At 37.2% G+C, this 18,948-nt stretch carries 18 protein-coding genes; 16 read left to right on the top strand and 2 right to left on the bottom strand.

Annotated features, from left to right (window positions below; genetic code table 11):
• Positions 1 to 21 precede the first annotated feature (21 nt).
• Genes CH354_RS09030 through CH354_RS09000 form a run of 7 tightly spaced genes read left to right on the top strand, consistent with a single transcriptional unit; the run spans position 22 to position 8,611 of the window.
• Positions 22 to 639 (top strand): MotA/TolQ/ExbB proton channel family protein, encoded by a 618-nt coding sequence (locus tag CH354_RS09030; RefSeq protein WP_100717075.1) that lies wholly within the window; start codon positions 22 to 24, stop codon positions 637 to 639.
• 6 nt (positions 640 to 645) lie between these two features.
• On the top strand, positions 646 to 1,077 hold the full coding sequence (locus tag CH354_RS09025; RefSeq protein WP_100726717.1) for an ExbD/TolR family protein: 432 nt from the start codon (positions 646 to 648) through the stop codon (positions 1,075 to 1,077).
• Positions 1,078 to 1,080: 3 nt separating this feature from the next.
• Positions 1,081 to 3,957 (top strand): BamA/OMP85 family outer membrane protein, encoded by a 2,877-nt coding sequence (locus tag CH354_RS09020; protein ID WP_100726718.1) that lies wholly within the window; start codon positions 1,081 to 1,083, stop codon positions 3,955 to 3,957.
• On the top strand, positions 3,958 to 6,141 hold the full coding sequence (locus CH354_RS09015) for an ATP-dependent helicase (RefSeq protein WP_100726719.1): 2,184 nt from the start codon (positions 3,958 to 3,960) through the stop codon (positions 6,139 to 6,141).
• Positions 6,142 to 6,159: 18 nt separating this feature from the next.
• Positions 6,160 to 6,588 carry an LIC11625 family surface-exposed protein gene (locus CH354_RS09010; protein WP_100726720.1) on the top strand — a complete coding sequence of 143 codons (429 nt, stop codon included), beginning with the start codon at positions 6,160 to 6,162 and terminating at the stop codon, positions 6,586 to 6,588.
• A gap of 23 nt (positions 6,589 to 6,611) precedes the next feature.
• Entirely contained in the window at positions 6,612 to 7,481 is an 870-nt protein-coding gene (locus tag CH354_RS09005) for a 3'(2'),5'-bisphosphate nucleotidase CysQ (RefSeq protein ID WP_100717070.1), read from the top strand.
• On the top strand, positions 7,475 to 8,611 hold the full coding sequence (locus tag CH354_RS09000; protein WP_100726721.1) for a glycosyltransferase family 4 protein: 1,137 nt from the start codon (positions 7,475 to 7,477) through the stop codon (positions 8,609 to 8,611). The genes CH354_RS09005 and CH354_RS09000 overlap by 7 nt, the downstream gene beginning before the upstream one ends.
• Here CH354_RS09000 and CH354_RS08995 read toward each other — a convergent pair.
• Positions 8,597 to 8,905, bottom strand: coding sequence for a hypothetical protein (locus tag CH354_RS08995; protein WP_100726926.1), 309 nt, complete (start codon positions 8,903 to 8,905; stop codon positions 8,597 to 8,599). The genes CH354_RS09000 and CH354_RS08995 overlap by 15 nt on opposite strands.
• Positions 8,906 to 8,982: 77 nt before the next feature.
• On the opposite strand from CH354_RS08995, the gene CH354_RS08990 reads away from it, so the two are divergent.
• The 3 genes from CH354_RS08990 (at position 8,983) to CH354_RS08980 (ending at position 12,346) form a co-directional block, all read left to right on the top strand.
• Positions 8,983 to 9,516, top strand: coding sequence for a TlpA family protein disulfide reductase (locus CH354_RS08990; RefSeq protein WP_100726722.1), 534 nt, complete (start codon positions 8,983 to 8,985; stop codon positions 9,514 to 9,516).
• 135 nt (positions 9,517 to 9,651) lie between these two features.
• Positions 9,652 to 11,586 carry an AMP-dependent synthetase/ligase gene (locus tag CH354_RS08985; protein ID WP_100726723.1) on the top strand — a complete coding sequence of 645 codons (1,935 nt, stop codon included), beginning with the start codon at positions 9,652 to 9,654 and terminating at the stop codon, positions 11,584 to 11,586.
• A 34-nt stretch (positions 11,587 to 11,620) separates the two neighbouring features.
• Positions 11,621 to 12,346, top strand: coding sequence for an LIC11631 family protein (locus tag CH354_RS08980; protein WP_243396025.1), 726 nt, complete (start codon positions 11,621 to 11,623; stop codon positions 12,344 to 12,346).
• On the opposite strand, the gene CH354_RS08975 is transcribed toward CH354_RS08980, so the two are convergent.
• Positions 12,330 to 12,881 (bottom strand): LON peptidase substrate-binding domain-containing protein, encoded by a 552-nt coding sequence (locus CH354_RS08975; protein ID WP_243396049.1) that lies wholly within the window; start codon positions 12,879 to 12,881, stop codon positions 12,330 to 12,332. The genes CH354_RS08980 and CH354_RS08975 overlap by 17 nt on opposite strands.
• A 111-nt stretch (positions 12,882 to 12,992) precedes the next feature.
• On the opposite strand from CH354_RS08975, the gene rfaE1 reads away from it, so the two are divergent.
• The 6 genes from rfaE1 (at position 12,993) to CH354_RS08945 (ending at position 18,920) form a co-directional block, all read left to right on the top strand.
• On the top strand, positions 12,993 to 14,012 hold the full coding sequence (rfaE1, locus tag CH354_RS08970) for a D-glycero-beta-D-manno-heptose-7-phosphate kinase (RefSeq protein ID WP_409036352.1): 1,020 nt from the start codon (positions 12,993 to 12,995) through the stop codon (positions 14,010 to 14,012).
• Positions 14,009 to 14,497 carry a D-glycero-beta-D-manno-heptose 1-phosphate adenylyltransferase gene (rfaE2, locus tag CH354_RS08965; RefSeq protein WP_100717065.1) on the top strand — a complete coding sequence of 163 codons (489 nt, stop codon included), beginning with the start codon at positions 14,009 to 14,011 and terminating at the stop codon, positions 14,495 to 14,497. Before rfaE1 ends, rfaE2 begins: the two co-directional genes overlap by 4 nt.
• 63 nt (positions 14,498 to 14,560) lie before the next feature.
• Complete coding sequence (locus CH354_RS08960) at positions 14,561 to 16,183, top strand: CTP synthase (protein WP_100726725.1); 1,623 nt, start codon at positions 14,561 to 14,563, stop codon at positions 16,181 to 16,183.
• Between the two features lies 1 nt (position 16,184).
• Positions 16,185 to 17,030 carry a 3-deoxy-8-phosphooctulonate synthase gene (gene kdsA / locus CH354_RS08955; RefSeq protein ID WP_100717063.1) on the top strand — a complete coding sequence of 282 codons (846 nt, stop codon included), beginning with the start codon at positions 16,185 to 16,187 and terminating at the stop codon, positions 17,028 to 17,030.
• 10 nt (positions 17,031 to 17,040) lie between these two features.
• Complete coding sequence (gene lptC, locus CH354_RS08950) at positions 17,041 to 17,586, top strand: LPS export ABC transporter periplasmic protein LptC (protein ID WP_100726726.1); 546 nt, start codon at positions 17,041 to 17,043, stop codon at positions 17,584 to 17,586.
• Positions 17,583 to 18,920, top strand: coding sequence for an LptA/OstA family protein (locus tag CH354_RS08945; RefSeq protein WP_100766405.1), 1,338 nt, complete (start codon positions 17,583 to 17,585; stop codon positions 18,918 to 18,920). Before lptC ends, CH354_RS08945 begins: the two co-directional genes overlap by 4 nt.
• Positions 18,921 to 18,948 lie beyond the last annotated feature (28 nt).

Here is an 18,948-nt window from a genome sequence, read left to right as displayed (position 1 = left end):
TCCTTCAATGGGGTCTCATTCATGTCTTTTCCTTTCGCTAAATCAGATTCAATCATTTCATCGGTTCCTCCACAAACCATTCCCATCCTAATCATTTTTGTATCCATCGTTGGTTTTACGATCATCGTGGAACGACTTGTGTATTATTGGAGATTAAAAAGTATCCCACAAGATCACTTTCGTAGGGTAAGAGAACTTGCCAGGGAAGGTAAGTGGGATGATGCAAAGGATGTCCTCACACAAGACGTACAATCTCCCGCAGCAATCTTACTCCGAATGGCTTTTGACTTAAAACGCCGGGGTGTGTCGTTCTGGGAAGAGGATATCAAACAGGAAGGTTTCCGACAAATTTATTTGATGGAACGTTACCTCACTGGACTTGGGACGATTGCAACGATTGCACCATTGTTAGGGGTTCTTGGAACTGTGATTGGTATTGTAAGGTCCTTTGCAGAAGGTGCGGGAACACAAGGTGCCGAAGTGGGTATCTCGGAAGCACTCATCACGACTGCAATGGGACTTGGAATTGCCATCCCTGCTTATATTTTTTATAATGTTTTTTCTAGAATGAAGGAAGAAAAAATTACGGAAATGGAAAACGTAACAGATTTAGTTCTTCCTCATTTGAACAAACGATAACAAAAAATGAAATTTCGTAAAACGACAAAGTCATTTAATAATATCGAACTTGCACCGCTAATCGATGTGATTTCGTTTATTGTAATTTACTTTCTAATGAATGCAACATTGGAAAAAAATACTGCTTTAAAAGTGGAATTGCCAAGATCTTCAAGTGTTGCAAAAGAAAAACAAAAAGATGAACTAGTTATCACTGTAGATAAACAGGGCAAAATTTATTTGGATCAAAATTCCGAACCAGTTCCCCTAGAAGGACTGACGGATAAAATAAATGGTTTTTTAGGACCAGAAAAAGAAAGAGATCCCAAAAAAAACAAAGTGATCATTCGCGGAGATGGTGGTGCTTCCTACCAAGTTGTTGTTAAAGTGATAGATGCAGTGAATGCTGCAGGTGTTAGTCGCTTTAATCTTGCAATGGTAAAAGGTACTACAAAGTAATTTTTGAAACTTCGTAAAAATTTAAAATACCTTAGTCTATTTGTATTGTCTTTGCTTTTGATAACATCAGCAGAGTGGGTATCATTATGGTCAAACCGATCTGTATTTATCGATAAAGTCATTACAAAAATAGAATTTAAAGGAAACATCAATACATCTTCGGATGATATTTTAGAATTAATGGATATGAGGCCTGGGATCCAACTTTCCCAGGGTTTACTCAATGCTGATATGCGAGCATTGTTTGTTTCTGGTTTTTTTTATCACATCGACATCCAAGGGGAAGCCGATGGTGACGGAGTCAAAATCTTAGTCCTTGTAAAAGAACGACCAAGAGTAAAAGATATTGATTTTATAGGTGCTGATGAAGTTTTCCCTTCTGACTTAAGAGATAAAATTCCACTGAAGGAAAACGAAGTCATTACTCCGAAGAAAGTGACTCTTTCAAAGGAAGTGATATTGAAAAAATACCGAGATGAAGGATTTTTTCTAGCCTATGTCCGTTTTGAAACGGAACCAGTGAATCCAGAAACAAATACGGTTAAGGTAAAGTTTATTATTGATGAGGGTGAAGAAATTCCTGTCAGTAAAATCAATATCTTTGGTAATAATGAAATCGATACATACGATATCCAAGGTATCATGGATTTGAAGGAAAGTGGTATCATTGAATCGGGTGTATTCAAAGAGTCTGCTTTTGAATCAGACAAACAAAAAATTGCTGCTTATCTAAAATCTAGGGGATATGTAGACGCAGAAATTAGTAATGAAGGTACAAACTGGGAAATCCGTTGGGAAAATCCCAAGAAAAAAGATAAACGTGTTGTCATTGTTAATTTTAAGATTATAGAAGGGGAACAATACTTTTATAACGGTTATACAACGAATCACGACTTAACCATTGCTCCTAATGGGATGCCACAGTTTTTAAATAAAGAAAACAATCCAATTGGAACTCCAAAAGAGGAGTGGTCTCCTGTTTACCCTGTTAAATTTTTAGAAGACCAGTTTGAATTTGCTCCTGCCGATGTGGGAGAAGTTTTTGATGAGACAAAATTTCAAAAGGATAGATCCTCGATTAACGAAGCTTATTCGGCTAAAGGATACTTATTTGCTCAGGTAATTCCAAGAAGAAAAGTCATAGAACTTAGTGATGGATCCTTGTCACGTTATGAAAATTGTGATAAAAGAGGAAATCCCGATGCAATTGCTGATTGTAATGAAGAATACAGCCGACTAAACGTTGCAAAACTCAGAAAAATTTATGAAGAAGATCCGAAGTTACGTGGTAAAAAATTCATCCACGTTGATTTTACGATCCGTGAAAATAACTTAGCATTCATCGAAAATATCATCATTAAGGGAAATAAAAAAACCCAAGACCGAGTCATTCGACGCGAATTATTATTCAAACCAGGTGATTTATTTAACTCCACTCTAGTAAACAGATCCAGGGAAAGGATCTTTAACTTGGGTTACTTTAAAGAAGTAAACTTCAATATGAGACCAGGTTCAGATGAGACAAAAATGAACCTAATCATCGAACTTGTTGAACAACCAACAGGAACTGTTTCGATGGGGGGTGGATACGGAACCATCACTGGATTTTCCATTTTCACGCAGTTAGGGGAAAATAACTTAAACGGATCTGGGCAACAAATTACAGGTAGGGTGGAATTTGGTCCCATTCGAAGGTACTTACAAATCTCTTGGACAGAACCATGGTTTATGGACAAACCTTGGTCCTTAACTCTTTCTGCTTTTTATTCCTCACGTACTTTGTTTGTGGGAGCCACTTCCATTACAGAAAATAACAACCAAGGGATTAAAGAAGTTGCTTCCTATGAAAGATCAGGAGTGGGAGTCAGTGCTGGTATTGGACACAGGTTTCTCATTAACTGGACACATTTCCATCGTTATTCTCCATCCTTTTTTGCCTCAACAAGGCCTACTTCCCTTGTATCAGACCAAGTACTTGCCGAAGTGGATCGCGGATGGCAATTTCGTTCACAGTTGACGAATGGTCTAGCCTACGATAGCCGTGACAACATATTTAACTCAACACAAGGTTTTCACTTAATTTTTTCAGTTGATAATGTGGGTCAATTTTTAGGTGGAGAAAGCCATTTTGACCAATTTAGTCCTATATTAGAATATTATCATACATGGTTCGATTATACCTTCTTTGGTTTAATCCGAAAAAATGCTCTGCGAAGATGGAGAGTTGTCCAACAATTTAGAACTTCCTCTGTTTTTACTTTTGAAAGGACTCCAAAGTATAGAAACCAAGATAAAGAAAGGATTCCATATATCCAAGTACAAGACAGATTATTTCTCGGTGGTTATGAGTCCTTACGAGGGTGGTTTTTTGATGATAAATACTATCCTGATGAATGGAAAGACGGCGCATCCAGTAGGGTTCTATTTACATCTGAATTAAGGTTTCCAATTGAGCCTTCCTTATTATGGTTTGTGATCTTCTTTGATGCAGGTTCGATGTATGAGCAGATCAATCGTGCCGTCGGAGAACGAAAGGAATTTTTTAAGAACTATGATAGTTTGGTTGCATCTCAAAGATCAACAGAACCAGTCGAAACATACCTATTTGAAAACTATAATTCTTTTGGTAAAAAAATCTACGATTCTCCACTTGTAGTGAACGACCCGGGGAATTTGGTGCTTTCAAGTAAAAACCTATCCATGTCTAATTTTCGATTTTCTTGGGGTTTCGGTTTAAGGATCCAAATTCCAGTATTACCTCTTCGTTTGTATTTTGCACAAAAGATACGTTATACGGGTGTAGAAGATAGACCTTTTGGATTGTATCCCGATAATAATAGTTTCCAGTTTGTATTTGGAATTGGGGACATGCGTTTTTAAGTGGAGTTAGTTGGTCTAAATGCAGAACAAAAACTAGCTGTTGAAACGGTCGATGGACCACTTCTGATTTTAGCTGGTGCGGGTTCTGGCAAAACTAGGGTGATCACCTACAGAATTGCAAATTTAATACTCAATCACAAAATTTATCCAAACCAAATCTTGGCAGTTACTTTTACAAATAAGGCTGCGGAGGAAATGCGCTCCAGATGCAGAAGTTTACTGCCGGATGGAACCTATGAACCCTTTGTCCGTACCTTTCATTCACTTTGTTTGTATTTATTGAGGAGAGAAGGTAAGGTTTTAGGACTTGGGAGTAATTTCACAGTGTATGACAGTGATATGCAAGAGTCACTGATCAAAGAAATTTTAAAGTCAAAGGAAATGGACACAAAAGAATTTCGTCCCTCAAGTCTTGCGAACCAATTTTCACAAGCCAAAGATTCCTTTTTAACAGCTGAAGAATTTGCTAAAAAAAAGGCTGATGATGCTTATTCAAAATCTATTGCCTCCGTATTTTTGGAATATGAAAAAAGGAAACAATTACGTAATGCATTGGACTTTGGTGATTTGATTCTCAAGACAGTGATTTTATTTCGTGATTTCCCCGTAATTTTGGAGAAATACCAGAGATTATGGAAATATATCATGGTAGATGAATACCAAGATACCAATAAAATTCAATACCATTTGGTTCAGTCACTTTCATCCTTCCATAAAAACTTATGTGTTGTTGGAGATGATGATCAGTCCATTTATTCCTGGCGTGGCGCAGATATTTCGAATATTCTAAATTTCAAGAAAGACTATCCTGAAGCAGTTGTTGTTAAATTAGAAGAGAACTATCGGTCTACAAAAACCATCATTGAATCCGCGGCTGCCTTAATTGCGAATAACAAACAAAGAACGAACAAAACCTTGCGTACTGAAAACCCGTTAGGTGATAAAATTAAACTTACTGCCTATCAAAATGAAATGGAAGAATCGGAAGGAATCGTTCAAAAAATTTTGTCTGGTTCCCGGAGAGGAAAAAAGTACTCCAATTTTGCTATTTTTTACAGAACCAATTCACAATCCAGATACTTTGAAGAGGCACTTCGAAAAAGAGCAATTCCTTATAAAATTTTTGGAGGGTTTCGTTTTTTTGACAGAAAAGAAGTTAAAGACCTAATTGCTTATTTGTCAGTTGTCGTGAATCCAGTTGATTCAACATCCTTACTCCGTATCATAAACTCTCCTCCTAGAGGAATTGGCGATACGACTGTCAATCGACTTCTGACACATTCTGTAAAAGAGGGATTATCTTTATTTGAGTGTTTAGGCCAACCGATTCCTGAAATAAAAAAGGGTACCTCACAAAAATTACATTCATTGTATCGTATGTTTGAATCAGCAATGGAAGATTTAAGAAAAAAAACTCCTTCCGAAATTGCTTATGATGTTTTGGAACATTCTGGTTATCGTGAATTTTTGGAAAATGAAGGTACTGAGGATTCGTTTTCGAGACTTTCCAATTTAAATGAATTTGTGAATGCACTCAAGGAATTTGAAGAAACCAACTCGGAAGCAACCTTAGAAGAATACTTAAGTAATATCTCTCTTATCACTAGCGAAGAAAATTCAAAAGATCTTCCCGATTACGTGATACTTATGACAGTTCACAATGCGAAAGGATTAGAATTCCCTCATGTTTTTATGACTGGAATGGAAGAAGGGACTTTTCCTCATTTTCTTTCCATTGATTCGCCTGAGGGAATTGAAGAAGAGAGAAGACTTGCATACGTTGCAATCACACGAGCGAGAGAACATTTAGAAATTAGTTTTAGTCGATTTACTCGAAAATTTGGAGAAGTGGATGCAAGGTTACCATCCCAATTTTTGGAGGAGATTCCAAAAGAATATTTGGAAGGGGAATTTACCGAAAATCGTTATGGTGTTAGAAGGCCCGATGCCACTCCACGTGCGGAAAGGTTCCAAAAATCCGAAGAAAAATTTGAATCGGTCCTTGCGAAATCAGGAGACAGTGATTTCCAAATCGGAATGAAAGTTAGACATAAAGTATACGGAGAAGGACGTATATTGAATTTGTCTGGTTCTGGGGACAATAGAAAGGTAGAAGTGAGATTTGGATCCCATTTGGATAAAAAATTCTTATTGGCATATACACCATTAGAGATAATATCATGAGGAATCAGGGGTAAACTTATGAAGTTTTTGATTAAAGTATTGGTAATCTTGAGTTGCAGTGTTACACTTTTATTTTCGCAACAAAGCACTGGTTTGGCGGAAGAGTTTACCAAATTAGAGGACCATTTAAGAAACCCAAAACTAACTGAAGAACAAAAGAAAAAAAACTTTGAAGCAAATATGGTAAGTTCCGTTCGTAGTACATTATCAAAACGATTTGCAAATCCTAAAAAAGAATTAAAAGATTTAAAATTCCAAGACCTGCAAACTGAACGTCCAGAAGGTACAAATACTTTTTATGTGAAGTATAAAAATTATTATTTTCAATACCAATTCCCAGTGGATCCAGAAACATATGTGACTTCACCTGTAGAAGAAATTGTATTAGAGAAACCAGAAGGATTGGATTTAAGTTCTGGTGCACATAAAGAAGAAAAAAAGAATTAATTAGGTCCAGAAAAAAGGACGGAATGGAAGAACAAGAGTTTCAGGAAGTATGGAGGTGGGTTCTATCCGTTGGGGATTCCATCTTAGGCATTTATAAAACCGATTTTCAAATTCGTGATAAGGGTGGTAACGATCCTGTTACGGAAGCAGATTTGTATGCGAGTGAATTTTTGTATGAAAAAATATCCAATCGATTTCCTGGACATGGATTTTTATCAGAGGAAAGAGCGGATACGGTTTCTCGTTTAGATAAGGAATGGGTTTGGATTTTAGATCCAATTGACGGAACGCGCGAATTTGTTAAAAAAAATGATCAATTTGCACTCAGTTTGGGACTCGTTCGGAATGGAGAGGCAATTTGGGGGATTATTTTTAACCCAGCAACTGGTGAATTTTTTTCGAAAGGAAAAAATAGTTTTTTTGCAAAACTCCAAGCACCATATGCAACAGATGAAAATTTTAGAACCTTACTTGTTGAAAGTGGTTCCGTATTACATCCGTTACAAGAATCAGATTCGCAAAATAAAAAACCTGTATTAATTGTTTCCGCTTCAGAAATGCGCGAAGGTCTTTTTGACGATTCGTTTTGGCATGAAGATTTTGAAATTCGATCTATGGGTAGCATTGCTTACAAACTTGGATTATTATCTGCTGGTTTTATCGATTTAATCGTTTCCTTAAAACCTAAAAATGAATGGGATATCTGTGGTGGGATTGCATTATTAGATGAGGAAAATTTTACATTTTTCCCATTAAAAGATAAACCTTATTCATTTAACCAAAAAACAACATTATCTTTTGGACTTGTTGCCGGAAAAAGAAAAGCTGTTGAATATTTGGAAAGCAAAATTGATTTCCATCAACTTTCACTTAAGGTGAAGGAACGATGGTGAAAACTTATAAAATTGGATTGGATGCTCGTCCTTTATCCACTAGAGTTTCAGGTATAGGACGTCTCATTGCAGAAACCTTAAAAGCTTTCCCCAACCAGGAAAAATATGAGTTTTTATTGTTTTCACATTTGCCAATACATCCTGACCATAAAGCAGTCCTTGGGTTAAAAAATGTTAAGTGGGTAGAAGGTGGAGGTTTTTTGAAATGGAAAGGTGGATTGTATTTTAATCTCTACATACCTTTTTATCTCTTAACCCATCGATTGGATTTGTTTTGGGGTTCACAACAAGTACTGCCGCCATTTTTGCCAAGGGAACTCAAGGCAGTTCTTACCTATTGTGATTTGGTATTATATTTATATCCAAATACGATGCGTTGGATTGCAAGGTTACAACAAAGATTGTTCCAACGTTATTCCGTTATGCGATCTAGTTTTATTTTATCCATATCCAAACAAACAAGTGATGATATGTGTAAAAAATTTGATTACCCAGTTCAAAAAACTGGAGTTGCGTATCCAGGTGTGAATCCAGTGGAAATGACAAAGTTATTAGACACACCCATGTCAAACCGAGTGAAAGACTTAGGGACTGGTTATCTTTTGTCTGTTTCCACAATCGAACCTAGGAAAAATTATCCTTTTTTATTAGAAGTATATCGAGAATACAGAAAAAAAAATCCCCACCACTACAGACCATGGGTGATTGTTGGAAAAATCGGATGGGAATCTCCCGAATTCATTGAGGAGTTAATCCAAGAAAGAACACTTTATAAGGATATTTTTATTTTGGATTCAGTTTCCGATTCGGAATTGCAACATGTTTACAAACGAGCTGGACTATTTGTTTTTGCGAGTAAATATGAAGGATTTGGAATTCCGATGGTGGAAGCTTTATTTCATAAGGTCCCATGTATTGTTTCCGATATTCCTACCTTTCATGAAATTGGTAAAGACGATGTTTGTTATTTACCCATTCACTCGAAAGAGGATACAAAACGATGGGCAGAGACAATTGATCTTTTATTTCAAAATCCATCTCCAGTGAATGTTTCGATTGATGAATTTCGTTGGGAAAATGCAGCTAAAATCACAGAATCTGTGTTTAGATCCGTTTTAGAAGAAGGATAAAATCCCCTTCTTTTTTGTCACTACACCTGAAAATAGAATTTTAGTTTTGTCTTGTTTGGGGACCACATGTAAATGAAATCGTTCCTTGGTCATGGCCTGGATTTCACATTCCCAATCTTCATCATTGGCGAATAGTTTGATACGGTCACAAAGGATGTCACCTTCCACTGACCAATGGAAGTGGTATTTGGATTTTCCTCGAGAAAAAACGGATTTGATTTGATTTTCTTGAAATTTCCATATAACAAGGGTTTCATCACCAGATTCATAAGGTTCTCTGAATGAAGGGATCATCGAAATTCCTTTACCTTTCCAGTTTCCCTTTACGTAAAGATTCCATTCGTCTAAGTTGGAGAAGTAGTTATAAATCAATGATTCCAAAAAGTAAAACCGTATTCTCCCAATTGATATCTTCCAGATTTTATCTTCTTGTTTTCCTTTCTTTCTTTTTTTGTAAACCAGAAGCAGTAAAAGTAGATTTTTATCCAGACCCACTTCCAACAATTATGGGAACCACTGAGACTTTGTCAGATTGGAAAGGCAAAGTGATTGTTTTGGATTTTTGGGCCACCTGGTGTGAACCATGCGCAAAAGCAGTACCCACGATCAACGAATGGAAACACTCGGTTTCCGAGACGGATTTTATTTTTCGAGGGATCAACACAGACACTACAGAACCACTAGACAAAATTAAAAAGGATATGATTCGATTGAAGATGAGTTATCCCACCTTACTTGATAAAGACTGGAAAATGACAGATTTTTACAAAGTGGAAGGGATACCTTGTGTTCTTGTTTTTGATCGTTCTGGAAAAATTGTGTACCGTCAGTACGGCTTGGAAAAAGAAGACCTAACAGGGCTCGTCATCCGTTCTCATGTTTGGGCAAAGTCTGATCTGCCATAATTGTGCAATGCCAAACAAATATTTGCGGGTTCCTTGATTTCAATGGCAAGAATGAAAATGTCTTGACTCATGTTCGTTAAAAAAGTCCCTTAAAGATACCTTTTACCGTTTTCTTTTCAGAAAGGAGTCAGAATCATGCCAGCCAATTTGCCCGAACTCTTCCAGCAGAGTGCTGAAAAATTTGGGAACCGCCCCGCGTTCGTTAGTAAAGACGAATCGAAGTCTTATAAACCAGTCACCTTCAAAGAAGTGTATGATCTTGGTATCAACTTAGCAGAAGCTCTAATTGATTTAGGTGTGAATGCGAAAGAAAATGTAGCATTGCTTGCCGATAACCGATTGGAATGGATTGTTTCCGATTATGGAATTTTGATGGCAGGTGCTGCTGATGTTCCACGCGGAACCGATATTACCGATTCCGAAATTGTTTATATTCTCAATCATTGTGAAGCAAAAGTTGTTTTCTTAGAAAATGATAAAATGTTGGAAAAGTTCCAAAAGAACCGTTCCCAACTAGAATTTGCAAAAACACTCATTGTGATGGATAAAAAATCCACAGCAACTGGTGTCTTAAAAATGTATGACCTGATTGAAAAAGGGAAAGAACTGAGAGCTAAAGGTTCCAAAAAAGCAGAAGAAAGAATGAAATCCATTCTTCCTGATGACCTTTTTACCATCATTTATACTTCAGGAACAACTGGTATGCCAAAAGGGGTTATGTTAAAACACAGTAACATGCTCCACCAAACAAGAGTCATTCTTGGTAGTATGATTGAAATCAAGGCCGACGAACGAATGTTATCTATTCTGCCAGTATGGCACGTATTTGAACGAGTTTTCGAATACCTTGCGATTGCTGCGGGATGTGCTACGTATTATACGAATGTTCGTGACCTTCGTGATGATATGAAAAAAGCAAAACCCACGTTTATGGCATCTGCTCCTAGACTTTGGGAAAGTATCTATAATGGTATTTATACAAGAATCAATGATCCAAAACAAACACCTGCAATCCGCAGAGGTCTTTTCAATTTGGCTTATTTTTTCTCAAAACACTTCAATGCAGCGACTCGGTTTTTAAAAGGAAACCAAGTTGATTACGTTGGGCGAAATCCGATCGTTTCCCTTTTTAAAGGTGTATACTATCTAACGGTTGCTATCGTTTTAGCAATTCCTTACTTTTTACTCGATTTGGTTGTCCTTTCGAAAATTCGTGAGGCAACTGGTGGTGAGTTAAAAGCTTCTGTTTCTGGTGGTGGTGCTTTACAAAGACACGTTGATGCATTCTTCAATGATATTGGAATCAATGTATTGGAAGGATACGGAATGACAGAAACTTCTCCTGTGATTTCAGTTCGAACTTTCAAACGATTGGTACAAGGTTCCGTTGGAGTGATCACTCCTGAGACTGAATTACAAATCCGAGATGATTTGGGAAAGGTTCTCACACACATTGATGCAAACCAAAAATTGGTTTCAGGAGCCTATGGCAAACGTGGTGTCATCCACATCCGTGGACCTCAAGTGATGAAAGGGTACTACAAAAACCCAGAAACCACAGCAAAAGTTCTGAAAGATGGTTGGATGGACACTGGTGATATTGGAATGTTCAATTTCAAAAAAACCCTTACCATTACAGGCCGTGCGAAAGACACAGTGGTTCTTCTTGGTGGTGAAAACGTTGAGCCAGTTCCGATTGAAGACAAACTCACTGAGTCACCTTTTATTTCACAGTGTATGGTGATTGGCCAAGACCAAAAGAATTTAGGTGCCATCGTTGTCCCTGATTTTGAACAGTTAACGGCATGGGCTAAGGAAAATGGTATCGGAGAAACTGATAAACAGAAACTCATTGAAAACCCAAAAGTCCTCGATTTCTACAAAAAAGAAATCAAAGCACTGAACAATACCAAAACTGGATTTAAGTCTTTTGAACAAGTGACTCCTTTCATCCTGATCACAAAACCATTTGAAGTGGGTGATGAATTGACTAACCTGTTTAAAATGAAACGCCATTTGATCACTGAGAAATACAAAGATAAAATTACTGCACTTTACGCTAGTGACTAATTTCTCGCCTTGCAAGTAAAGATTTCCGCCTCGAATGAAGGGGCGGAATTTACTCTTCTCTTTTCCAAAGTCCGTCGATACTTCTATTGTGAATCGTTTAGATGGATCAGTCGTTTCTTCCCAATCTGGGGTATTTTACCCATACCAACACCAAGATTTTTATGCCATGGATTCCTTGTTTTTATCCCCTCTGAAAGAGGAAGAAATTTGGGATTTCCAATCCATTTCACAGGTCCAGTTGGGTTTTCTTGGATTTTTGACCCTTCGCGGTTTCATTCGGGAAGATTTAGAGTTACCAAAACTCCAAGTGAGAGGCCTTTCGAAACAGTGGCGTTCTTTCCTTGCTAAAGAAAATTTTTTAGGGAAACAAGTTCCTTGGGAAACTTTGGATTTTATTCCTAACTTGGTAGGGGATACACCTTCTCCTGAATCTGGTTTTGGGAAAAAAGGCCATTGGGCTAACGAGTTTCATTACGAGAAAAAAGAGGGTAATTCCACTTCTTTGTTTTTTATCGCGACCAAAAAACAAAGTGAAACTGATGTTGCCATTAGTGATTTAATGAAAGATTTTTTGTTATATTCCCAAACGAACCATTATCTGGAAAGAGCATACATACGAAAAGAGAACTCTAGTTATTTCTATCTAAACGCAAAGGAAACAAATCCAAGGGTGTTTTATCGAGAGAATACTTCTGAGTTTCCGTCCTTTTTGTTTTTAGTGGCAGAGTTAAAAAATAAAACGGTTATTCTCCCAAATTAAGACCCATTAACACTTGTTTCAGTAAATTTGCTTTGATTTCTAAATTGGTTGTTTCCAGAATGGTTTGTTTTGTTTTAAAATCAAAATAAATGAGCGAAGCAATAAAATCCACAGGAAATGGGTGAACCAAAATTTGGTTCATTTTTAGAATTAGGTCTTCTTCAGCTCCTTCAGCAAGTAAGATTCGTTTGGTGAGAACTAACAATTCTTCAATTTTTTCTTTTAATTCCTCCGAAACATTTTTATTTCTTTGGTGTTCTCGTTTTGATACTTGTGCGATATAAAAGGGTTCGGTGGATGTTAAGCTGACAATCTCTGCAGTTCCTAATCCCTCTAAAATGATATTGGATCTTCCATCAGGTAAAGATTCCTTTTGGATGATATGTCCAAAACCTACAACCTCAGGAATAGGAGGTAATCCATTTCCCAAATAACCTTTCGGATAAGGTGCCATACCCATTTCTCCTCCGTTTTCCAAACAAAAATCCAGTAACATTCGGTATCTCGGCTCAAAGATATGTAAGGGTAAAAACATCCCAGGAAACAGAAATACATCTGGTAAGGGAAATAGAGGTAAGGGGAAGGTTGACACAGAGAAAGGTTTTAGATTCCATGTTTAGTTGTAAACCAATTCAAGGATTCGGCTTTGTTGAAAATCAAAAAATCTTTGCTCCACCAAACCTTTGCCAAACTTTCCCAAATCAAAGTTCTCGTCATAGGAGATTTGATTTTAGATGAATATTTAATTGGTTCAGTGGAAAGGATCTCTCCCGAAGCACCTGTTCCCGTTGTTTGGGTTAGAAGCGAAAAACAAACTTTAGGTGGATCAGGTAATGTTGTTCAAAACTTATCATCCATTGGAGTTAGAGGTATTGTTTTTGGCAGAATTGGGGAAGACAAAGCTGGTGAAAATTTAGAATCAATTTTACTTTCTAATTCGGTAGCAAAAGAAGACTTAGCCTTACTAAAATCCAAACAAATTCCCACGATTCTAAAAACAAGAATCATCGCTTCGCACCAACAAGTTTGCCGTGTGGACAGAGAAGAAATTGTTCCACTGACAAATGACGAAGAAAAACAAATTTTGGAACGATTAAAAGAGAAAATCAAAGAAGCTTCTGCCGTAATCCTCTCTGATTACGATAAGGGTTATTTAACCCCTTCTTTGATCCAAGCTGTGATTTCTCTATGTAATGTAGAAAAAAAAATTGTGACTGTTGATCCTCAAGTAAGCCATTTTTTCTTATACAAAAACATACATATCATGACGCCAAACCATCATGAGGCGGGAAAGGCATTAGGTAAAAAACTATCCAGTGATTCTGAAATCGAACTCGCTTGTCGCGAAATTTCTGAGAAAATTACCCCTGATGCGATGATGATTACCAGAGGGGAAAAAGGTATGTCAATTTATGAAAGGACATCCAATCGTTTTTACCATATCCCAACCGTTGCAAAGGAAGTATTTGATGTAACAGGGGCAGGGGATACGGTAATCACCACCTATACAGCGTTTGTTGCAAGTGGGATGAACATTGGGGAAGCAGCTCTAGTCTCCAATGTAAGTGCTGGAATCGTCGTTGGGAAATTGGGTGCGGCAACGGTGACACAATCTGAGATCGAAGAGGCTCTTCGGACTTTGGGATATCTTGAGGAATCAATATGAATTTTTACGAGTCAATACAAAGTAAAATCATCTCAAAAGAAGAGATCGAACCAAAACGTAAGACTCTCGAAGGGAAAAAAATCGTATTTACGAATGGTTGTTTTGATATTTTACACCCAGGTCATGTGAGTTATTTAGCGCAGGCTCGTGATTTAGGAGATTACCTTTGGATTGGTGTGAATTCTGATGAGAGTGTCAGAAGGTTAAAAGGTGAATCTAGACCTATTAATTCCTGTGAAGATCGAATGATGGTGCTTGCTGCTTTATCTTCCGTGGATTTTGTTTCCAGTTTTTCAGAAGATACTCCCTTAGAAATTTTAAAAAAGGTGAGACCTTCTATCCATTCCAAAGGTGGGGACTACCAAATTGAAACCCTCCCAGAATACCAAATTTTAAAGGAGATGGGTGCGGATATTCAAATTTTGCCATTTGTTTCCGGAAAATCCACTACCAAGATTTTAGAAAAAGCGAAATCCCCTTCCTAAACGTATTGATTTTGGACCCAAATCCCAACAGTCTGTAAAAAACATTCTTTTTTGAGGTCCAGTTTGTCCAAGACCAGATATATATTCATTACCGGTGGTGTTTCCTCTTCTTTGGGAAAAGGGGTCACTGTCGCCGCTCTCGGTTGTTTGTTAGAAGCCAGAGGTTATACCGTCTCTTTACAAAAAATGGATCCTTATATCAATATTGACCCAGGTACAATGAGTCCCTACCAACATGGGGAAGTTTATGTGACCGAAGATGGAGCAGAGACGGATTTAGATTTAGGTTATTATGAACGTTTCACCAAATCAAAATTTTCCCGTAAAAATTCTGTTTCCACGGGTCAAATTTACCACGCAGTCATCGAACGGGAACGGAAAGGGGATTACCTTGGAAGAACCGTACAAGTTGTACCCCATATCACCAATGAAATTCGAAATCGTATTTATAATCTAACGCGTGATCAAGAAACAGACTTTGTGATTGTAGAAATTGGAGGGACTGTCGGAGATATTGAGTCCATTCCATTTTTGGAAGCAATTCGCCAAATGCGATATGAACATGGCAGTAACCAGGTTTTATTCCTTCACCTAACACTTGTCCCTACGATTACTGCAGCTGGTGAAGCTAAAACAAAACCTACCCAACACTCAGTAAAAGAATTACTCGCACTAGGAATCCAACCAGACGTATTAATCTGTAGGATCAATAAACCAATGTCAAAAGAGATGAAAAATAAAATCTCTCTCTTTTGTAATGTGAAAGAACAAAATGTAATCTCTGCTGTTGATATCACAACTTCCATTTATGAAATTCCTCTGATGTATAGAGAAGATAAATTGGATGAAGTTGTTCTCAATGCACTCGGTATGGATTTACGAAAACTTAATTTTTCCCAATGGGAAAATATGGTTAAAAAAATTCGTAATACAAAAAAGACCGTAAAAATAGCATTAATTGGGAAATATATCTCCTTACAAGATGCATATCGATCCGTTTACGAATCTTTGGCTCATGGTGGAATCGCCAATGATGTAGAAGTGGAAGTTGTCAAAATTAATCCGGAAGACATTGATTCCAAAAATACCAAAGAACTGCTTAAGGGTGTTCACGGGGTTCTTGTTCCTGGTGGGTTTGGGGAACGTGGGATCGAAGGAAAAATTGCAGCCATCCAATATGCAAGAACCAAACAGATTCCATTTTTTGGGATTTGTTTAGGAATGCAATGTGCAGTGATTGAATTTGCACGCCATGTTTTAGGTTTCAAAGACGCCAATTCAACGGAATTCAAACCAAATGTTGAATACCCTGTGATTTCTATGATTGAAGAACAAAAAGAAATCGAACGTATGGGTGGAACAATGCGCCTTGGTGCTTATCCATGTGTGGTTAAAAAAGGAACACTTGCTTATAGTGAATATAAAGCTGATCGAATTTCAGAACGTCACAGACACCGTTTTGAATTTACACTTCGATTTAAGGATGATTTTGAGAAAAAAGGAATGAATTTATCTGGTTTTTCACCTGATGGTAGTTTGGTGGAGATAGTTGAAATTCCAAACCATCCTTGGTTCATAGGAGTTCAATTCCATCCAGAATTCCAATCAAAACCAACTGATCCACATCCACTCTTTGCAGGTTTTATCAAGGCTGCATCGAAATTAGCGAAAAAATCGGAGGATTAAGATGTACGATTTAATTGAAGAAAGAGAATTTTTTGGAAAAAAAATCGGAGGTCGTCAGCCGTTTTTTCTAATCTCTGGGCCTTGTGTCATGGAGAACAAAGACTTACTGGATCGTGTTTGTGGTGAAATGAAGGCCATCTGTGATGAGTTAGGCATTGTTTATATTTTTAAATCTTCTTTTGACAAAGCGAATCGTTCGTCTATCAATTCCTATCGTGGTCCAGGTTTGGATGAAGGACGGAAACTTCTTGATTTTATCAAAAATAAATACAATGTTCCCGTACTGACAGACATCCATGAAACCATTCAAGTGGATCCATTAAAAGACACAGTGGACATTTTTCAAATTCCAGCTTTCTTAAGCCGACAAACGGATCTTATTGCAAAAGCAGCAGAAACGGGAAAATGGGTAAATGTAAAAAAAGGCCAGTTTATGGCCCCTGATGACACAAGGCATATCAAAACAAAAATCCAAGAGTCTGGTTCTGAAAAGTACATGGTCACCGAACGGGGTGCGAGTTTCGGATATGGAAACCTTGTGTTTGATTTGAGAGGGATTCCTATGATGCATAAACATGGAATTCCCATTGTATTTGATGGAACACATTCAGCGCAGTTACCTGGTGCTGCTGGTAACATAACAGGTGGTTTGCGAGAGTTCATTCCACATATGATGCGTGGTGCAGTTTCTGTAGGTGTGGAGGGACTTTTTATGGAAGTTCACCCTGATCCTGAAAAGGCTTTATCGGATGCAACAACACAATTCCCTTTAGCAAAGGCAAAGGGATTACTCACTCAACTTTTAGAATTGGATCGTTTGGTAAAAACGAAGTTTTTAGAGGACTAGTCCGTCTCCCATGAAAAAGAAGGTATGGACATTATGTTTCCTCTTAGTTTTTACAACATGTAAAGACAAGGAATACCTTCGCATCGAAGTCGAAAAAGAATCTGGATCCATGGTTTCAATGAGAAACTTTAGCCGTGCTTCTTACAAAGAATCTGGTGAATTAGAATGGAAACTAAAGGGAGCAGAATCTTATATTTTTCCTAAAGAAAACAAAACCATTGTGTATGGATTTGAGTTCAATCAGTTTGAAAAAGGTAAGGTTACCTCTCTCATGACAGGGAATCGAGGTGAGATTAACCACCAAACCAAAACAGTAGTATTAGAAGGAAAAGTTCGCCTAAGAACCAATGACGGAAAATTTATCGAATCAGAATCTCTTACTTATAATTTAGAAGAAAAAACTCTCGCTTCTGAAGCGGATGTCCTTGTTTATTCTGATGGAACCACCATTCGTGGGAAAGGATTACGAGCTGATAAAAGTTTAAATAAATTCACAATCATCCAACCAAAAGCAGTCACAGTTGGCGGATCCAATCCACTGAAGGAAAAACCATGAGACAATTGGTGGTTGTATCTCTATTCTTAGGATTTGTTTTGCAATTAAATACTTCGCCGATTCCTATTTTGTATGGGAACGATGATTTTTTTAAATCGGATGATCCAATTCTAAAGAACGAAGATAAAAAATCGAAAAAAGATAAAATCCCAATCATTTGGGGCGGAAGTAGTCTCACACAAGAAGAAAGAGTGGTGAATGGATTTCCAGTAAAAGTTTTTATCTTAGGTGGTGGGGCTTATATTATGCATAAGTCCATTAAACTTAGTGCCAAGGAAATTGAAATCATTGGTGAAGAAGCTCTTATCGGAAACCTAAAAGGCCAAGTGATTGTTGAAGACATTCAGAATGGAGTGACACTCACCGCAACAAAAGGTGTTTATGATAAAGTTGCTGGCACTGTTAGTTTGGAAAATCATCCCATCTTAACTCAAAAAAAAGATGGAAAAATGGTTAGGATTAAATGCCAATCCATCCTTCGGAATTTGGAAGAAGCAAAAACAACTCTCGCAGGAAAAGTAGTTGTTACCTCTGAAGAATTCCAAGTCTTCGGCGAGGATGCAGTTTTTTCCGAAAAGGAAGATCGTATCGATTTAAAAGGAGAACCGTTTTTGTTCTCAGAAAATCGATTTCTCATAGGACAAACTCTTTCTTATTTTGTGAAAGAAGGAAGTATTCAACTGGATGGAGACGCAACCATCTACCAAGTGAGTTACGAAAATAAAAAAGATAAAGAAAAAGATACAGTCACAAAAGAAAGAGTCCTAACATTGTTTTCAGGCAAAACCTTGACTCACTTAAATAAAGGCAAAGAAACCGTTACTTCTATGAATGGTGATGCGTTTATGTACAGAAAAAATTCTGAATTTAAAGCTGATTTATTGGAAAGTAGAAAAAGTAATAAAGAAATAAAAGCTACGGGTAACGTGAGTTATTTGGATAAAGAAAATGGTTATAGAATGGAAGGTGGAATCCTATTTTATGATAAAGAAAAGGGTTATTCTTATTTAACCGAATCTCCCAAAATTGTTTTTTTAAATAAAAAAGATTTAGTAGAACGTGGACAATTAACATCGGTCTTTATTGAAAGATTTGATGAAAAAAATGAAACAGTTGCTCGGGGTGATGTGCAGGTAGAAACACAATCAGCGAAAGCCACTGGTGAGTTTGCCACTTATTATGAAAAAAAAGATGAACTAGTATTGGAAGGAAACCCAACCCTTGTGAGAGACTCTACAAAAGTATCTGCTGGGAAAATCATCTTGTTTCCAAAATCGGACAAAGCCTTGTTAACTGATGGGCTAAAGGTAATCCCGAATGGTGAAAAAAAGTAAAGTAGCGGATAAAAAGAAGGAAATCGAT

The sequence above is a fragment of the Leptospira levettii genome (genome assembly GCF_002812085.1).
Classification (GTDB): domain Bacteria; phylum Spirochaetota; class Leptospiria; order Leptospirales; family Leptospiraceae; genus Leptospira_A; species Leptospira_A levettii.
Note: the sequence above shows the minus strand (reverse complement) of the source record. Positions and strands in the feature narration are given on the sequence as shown.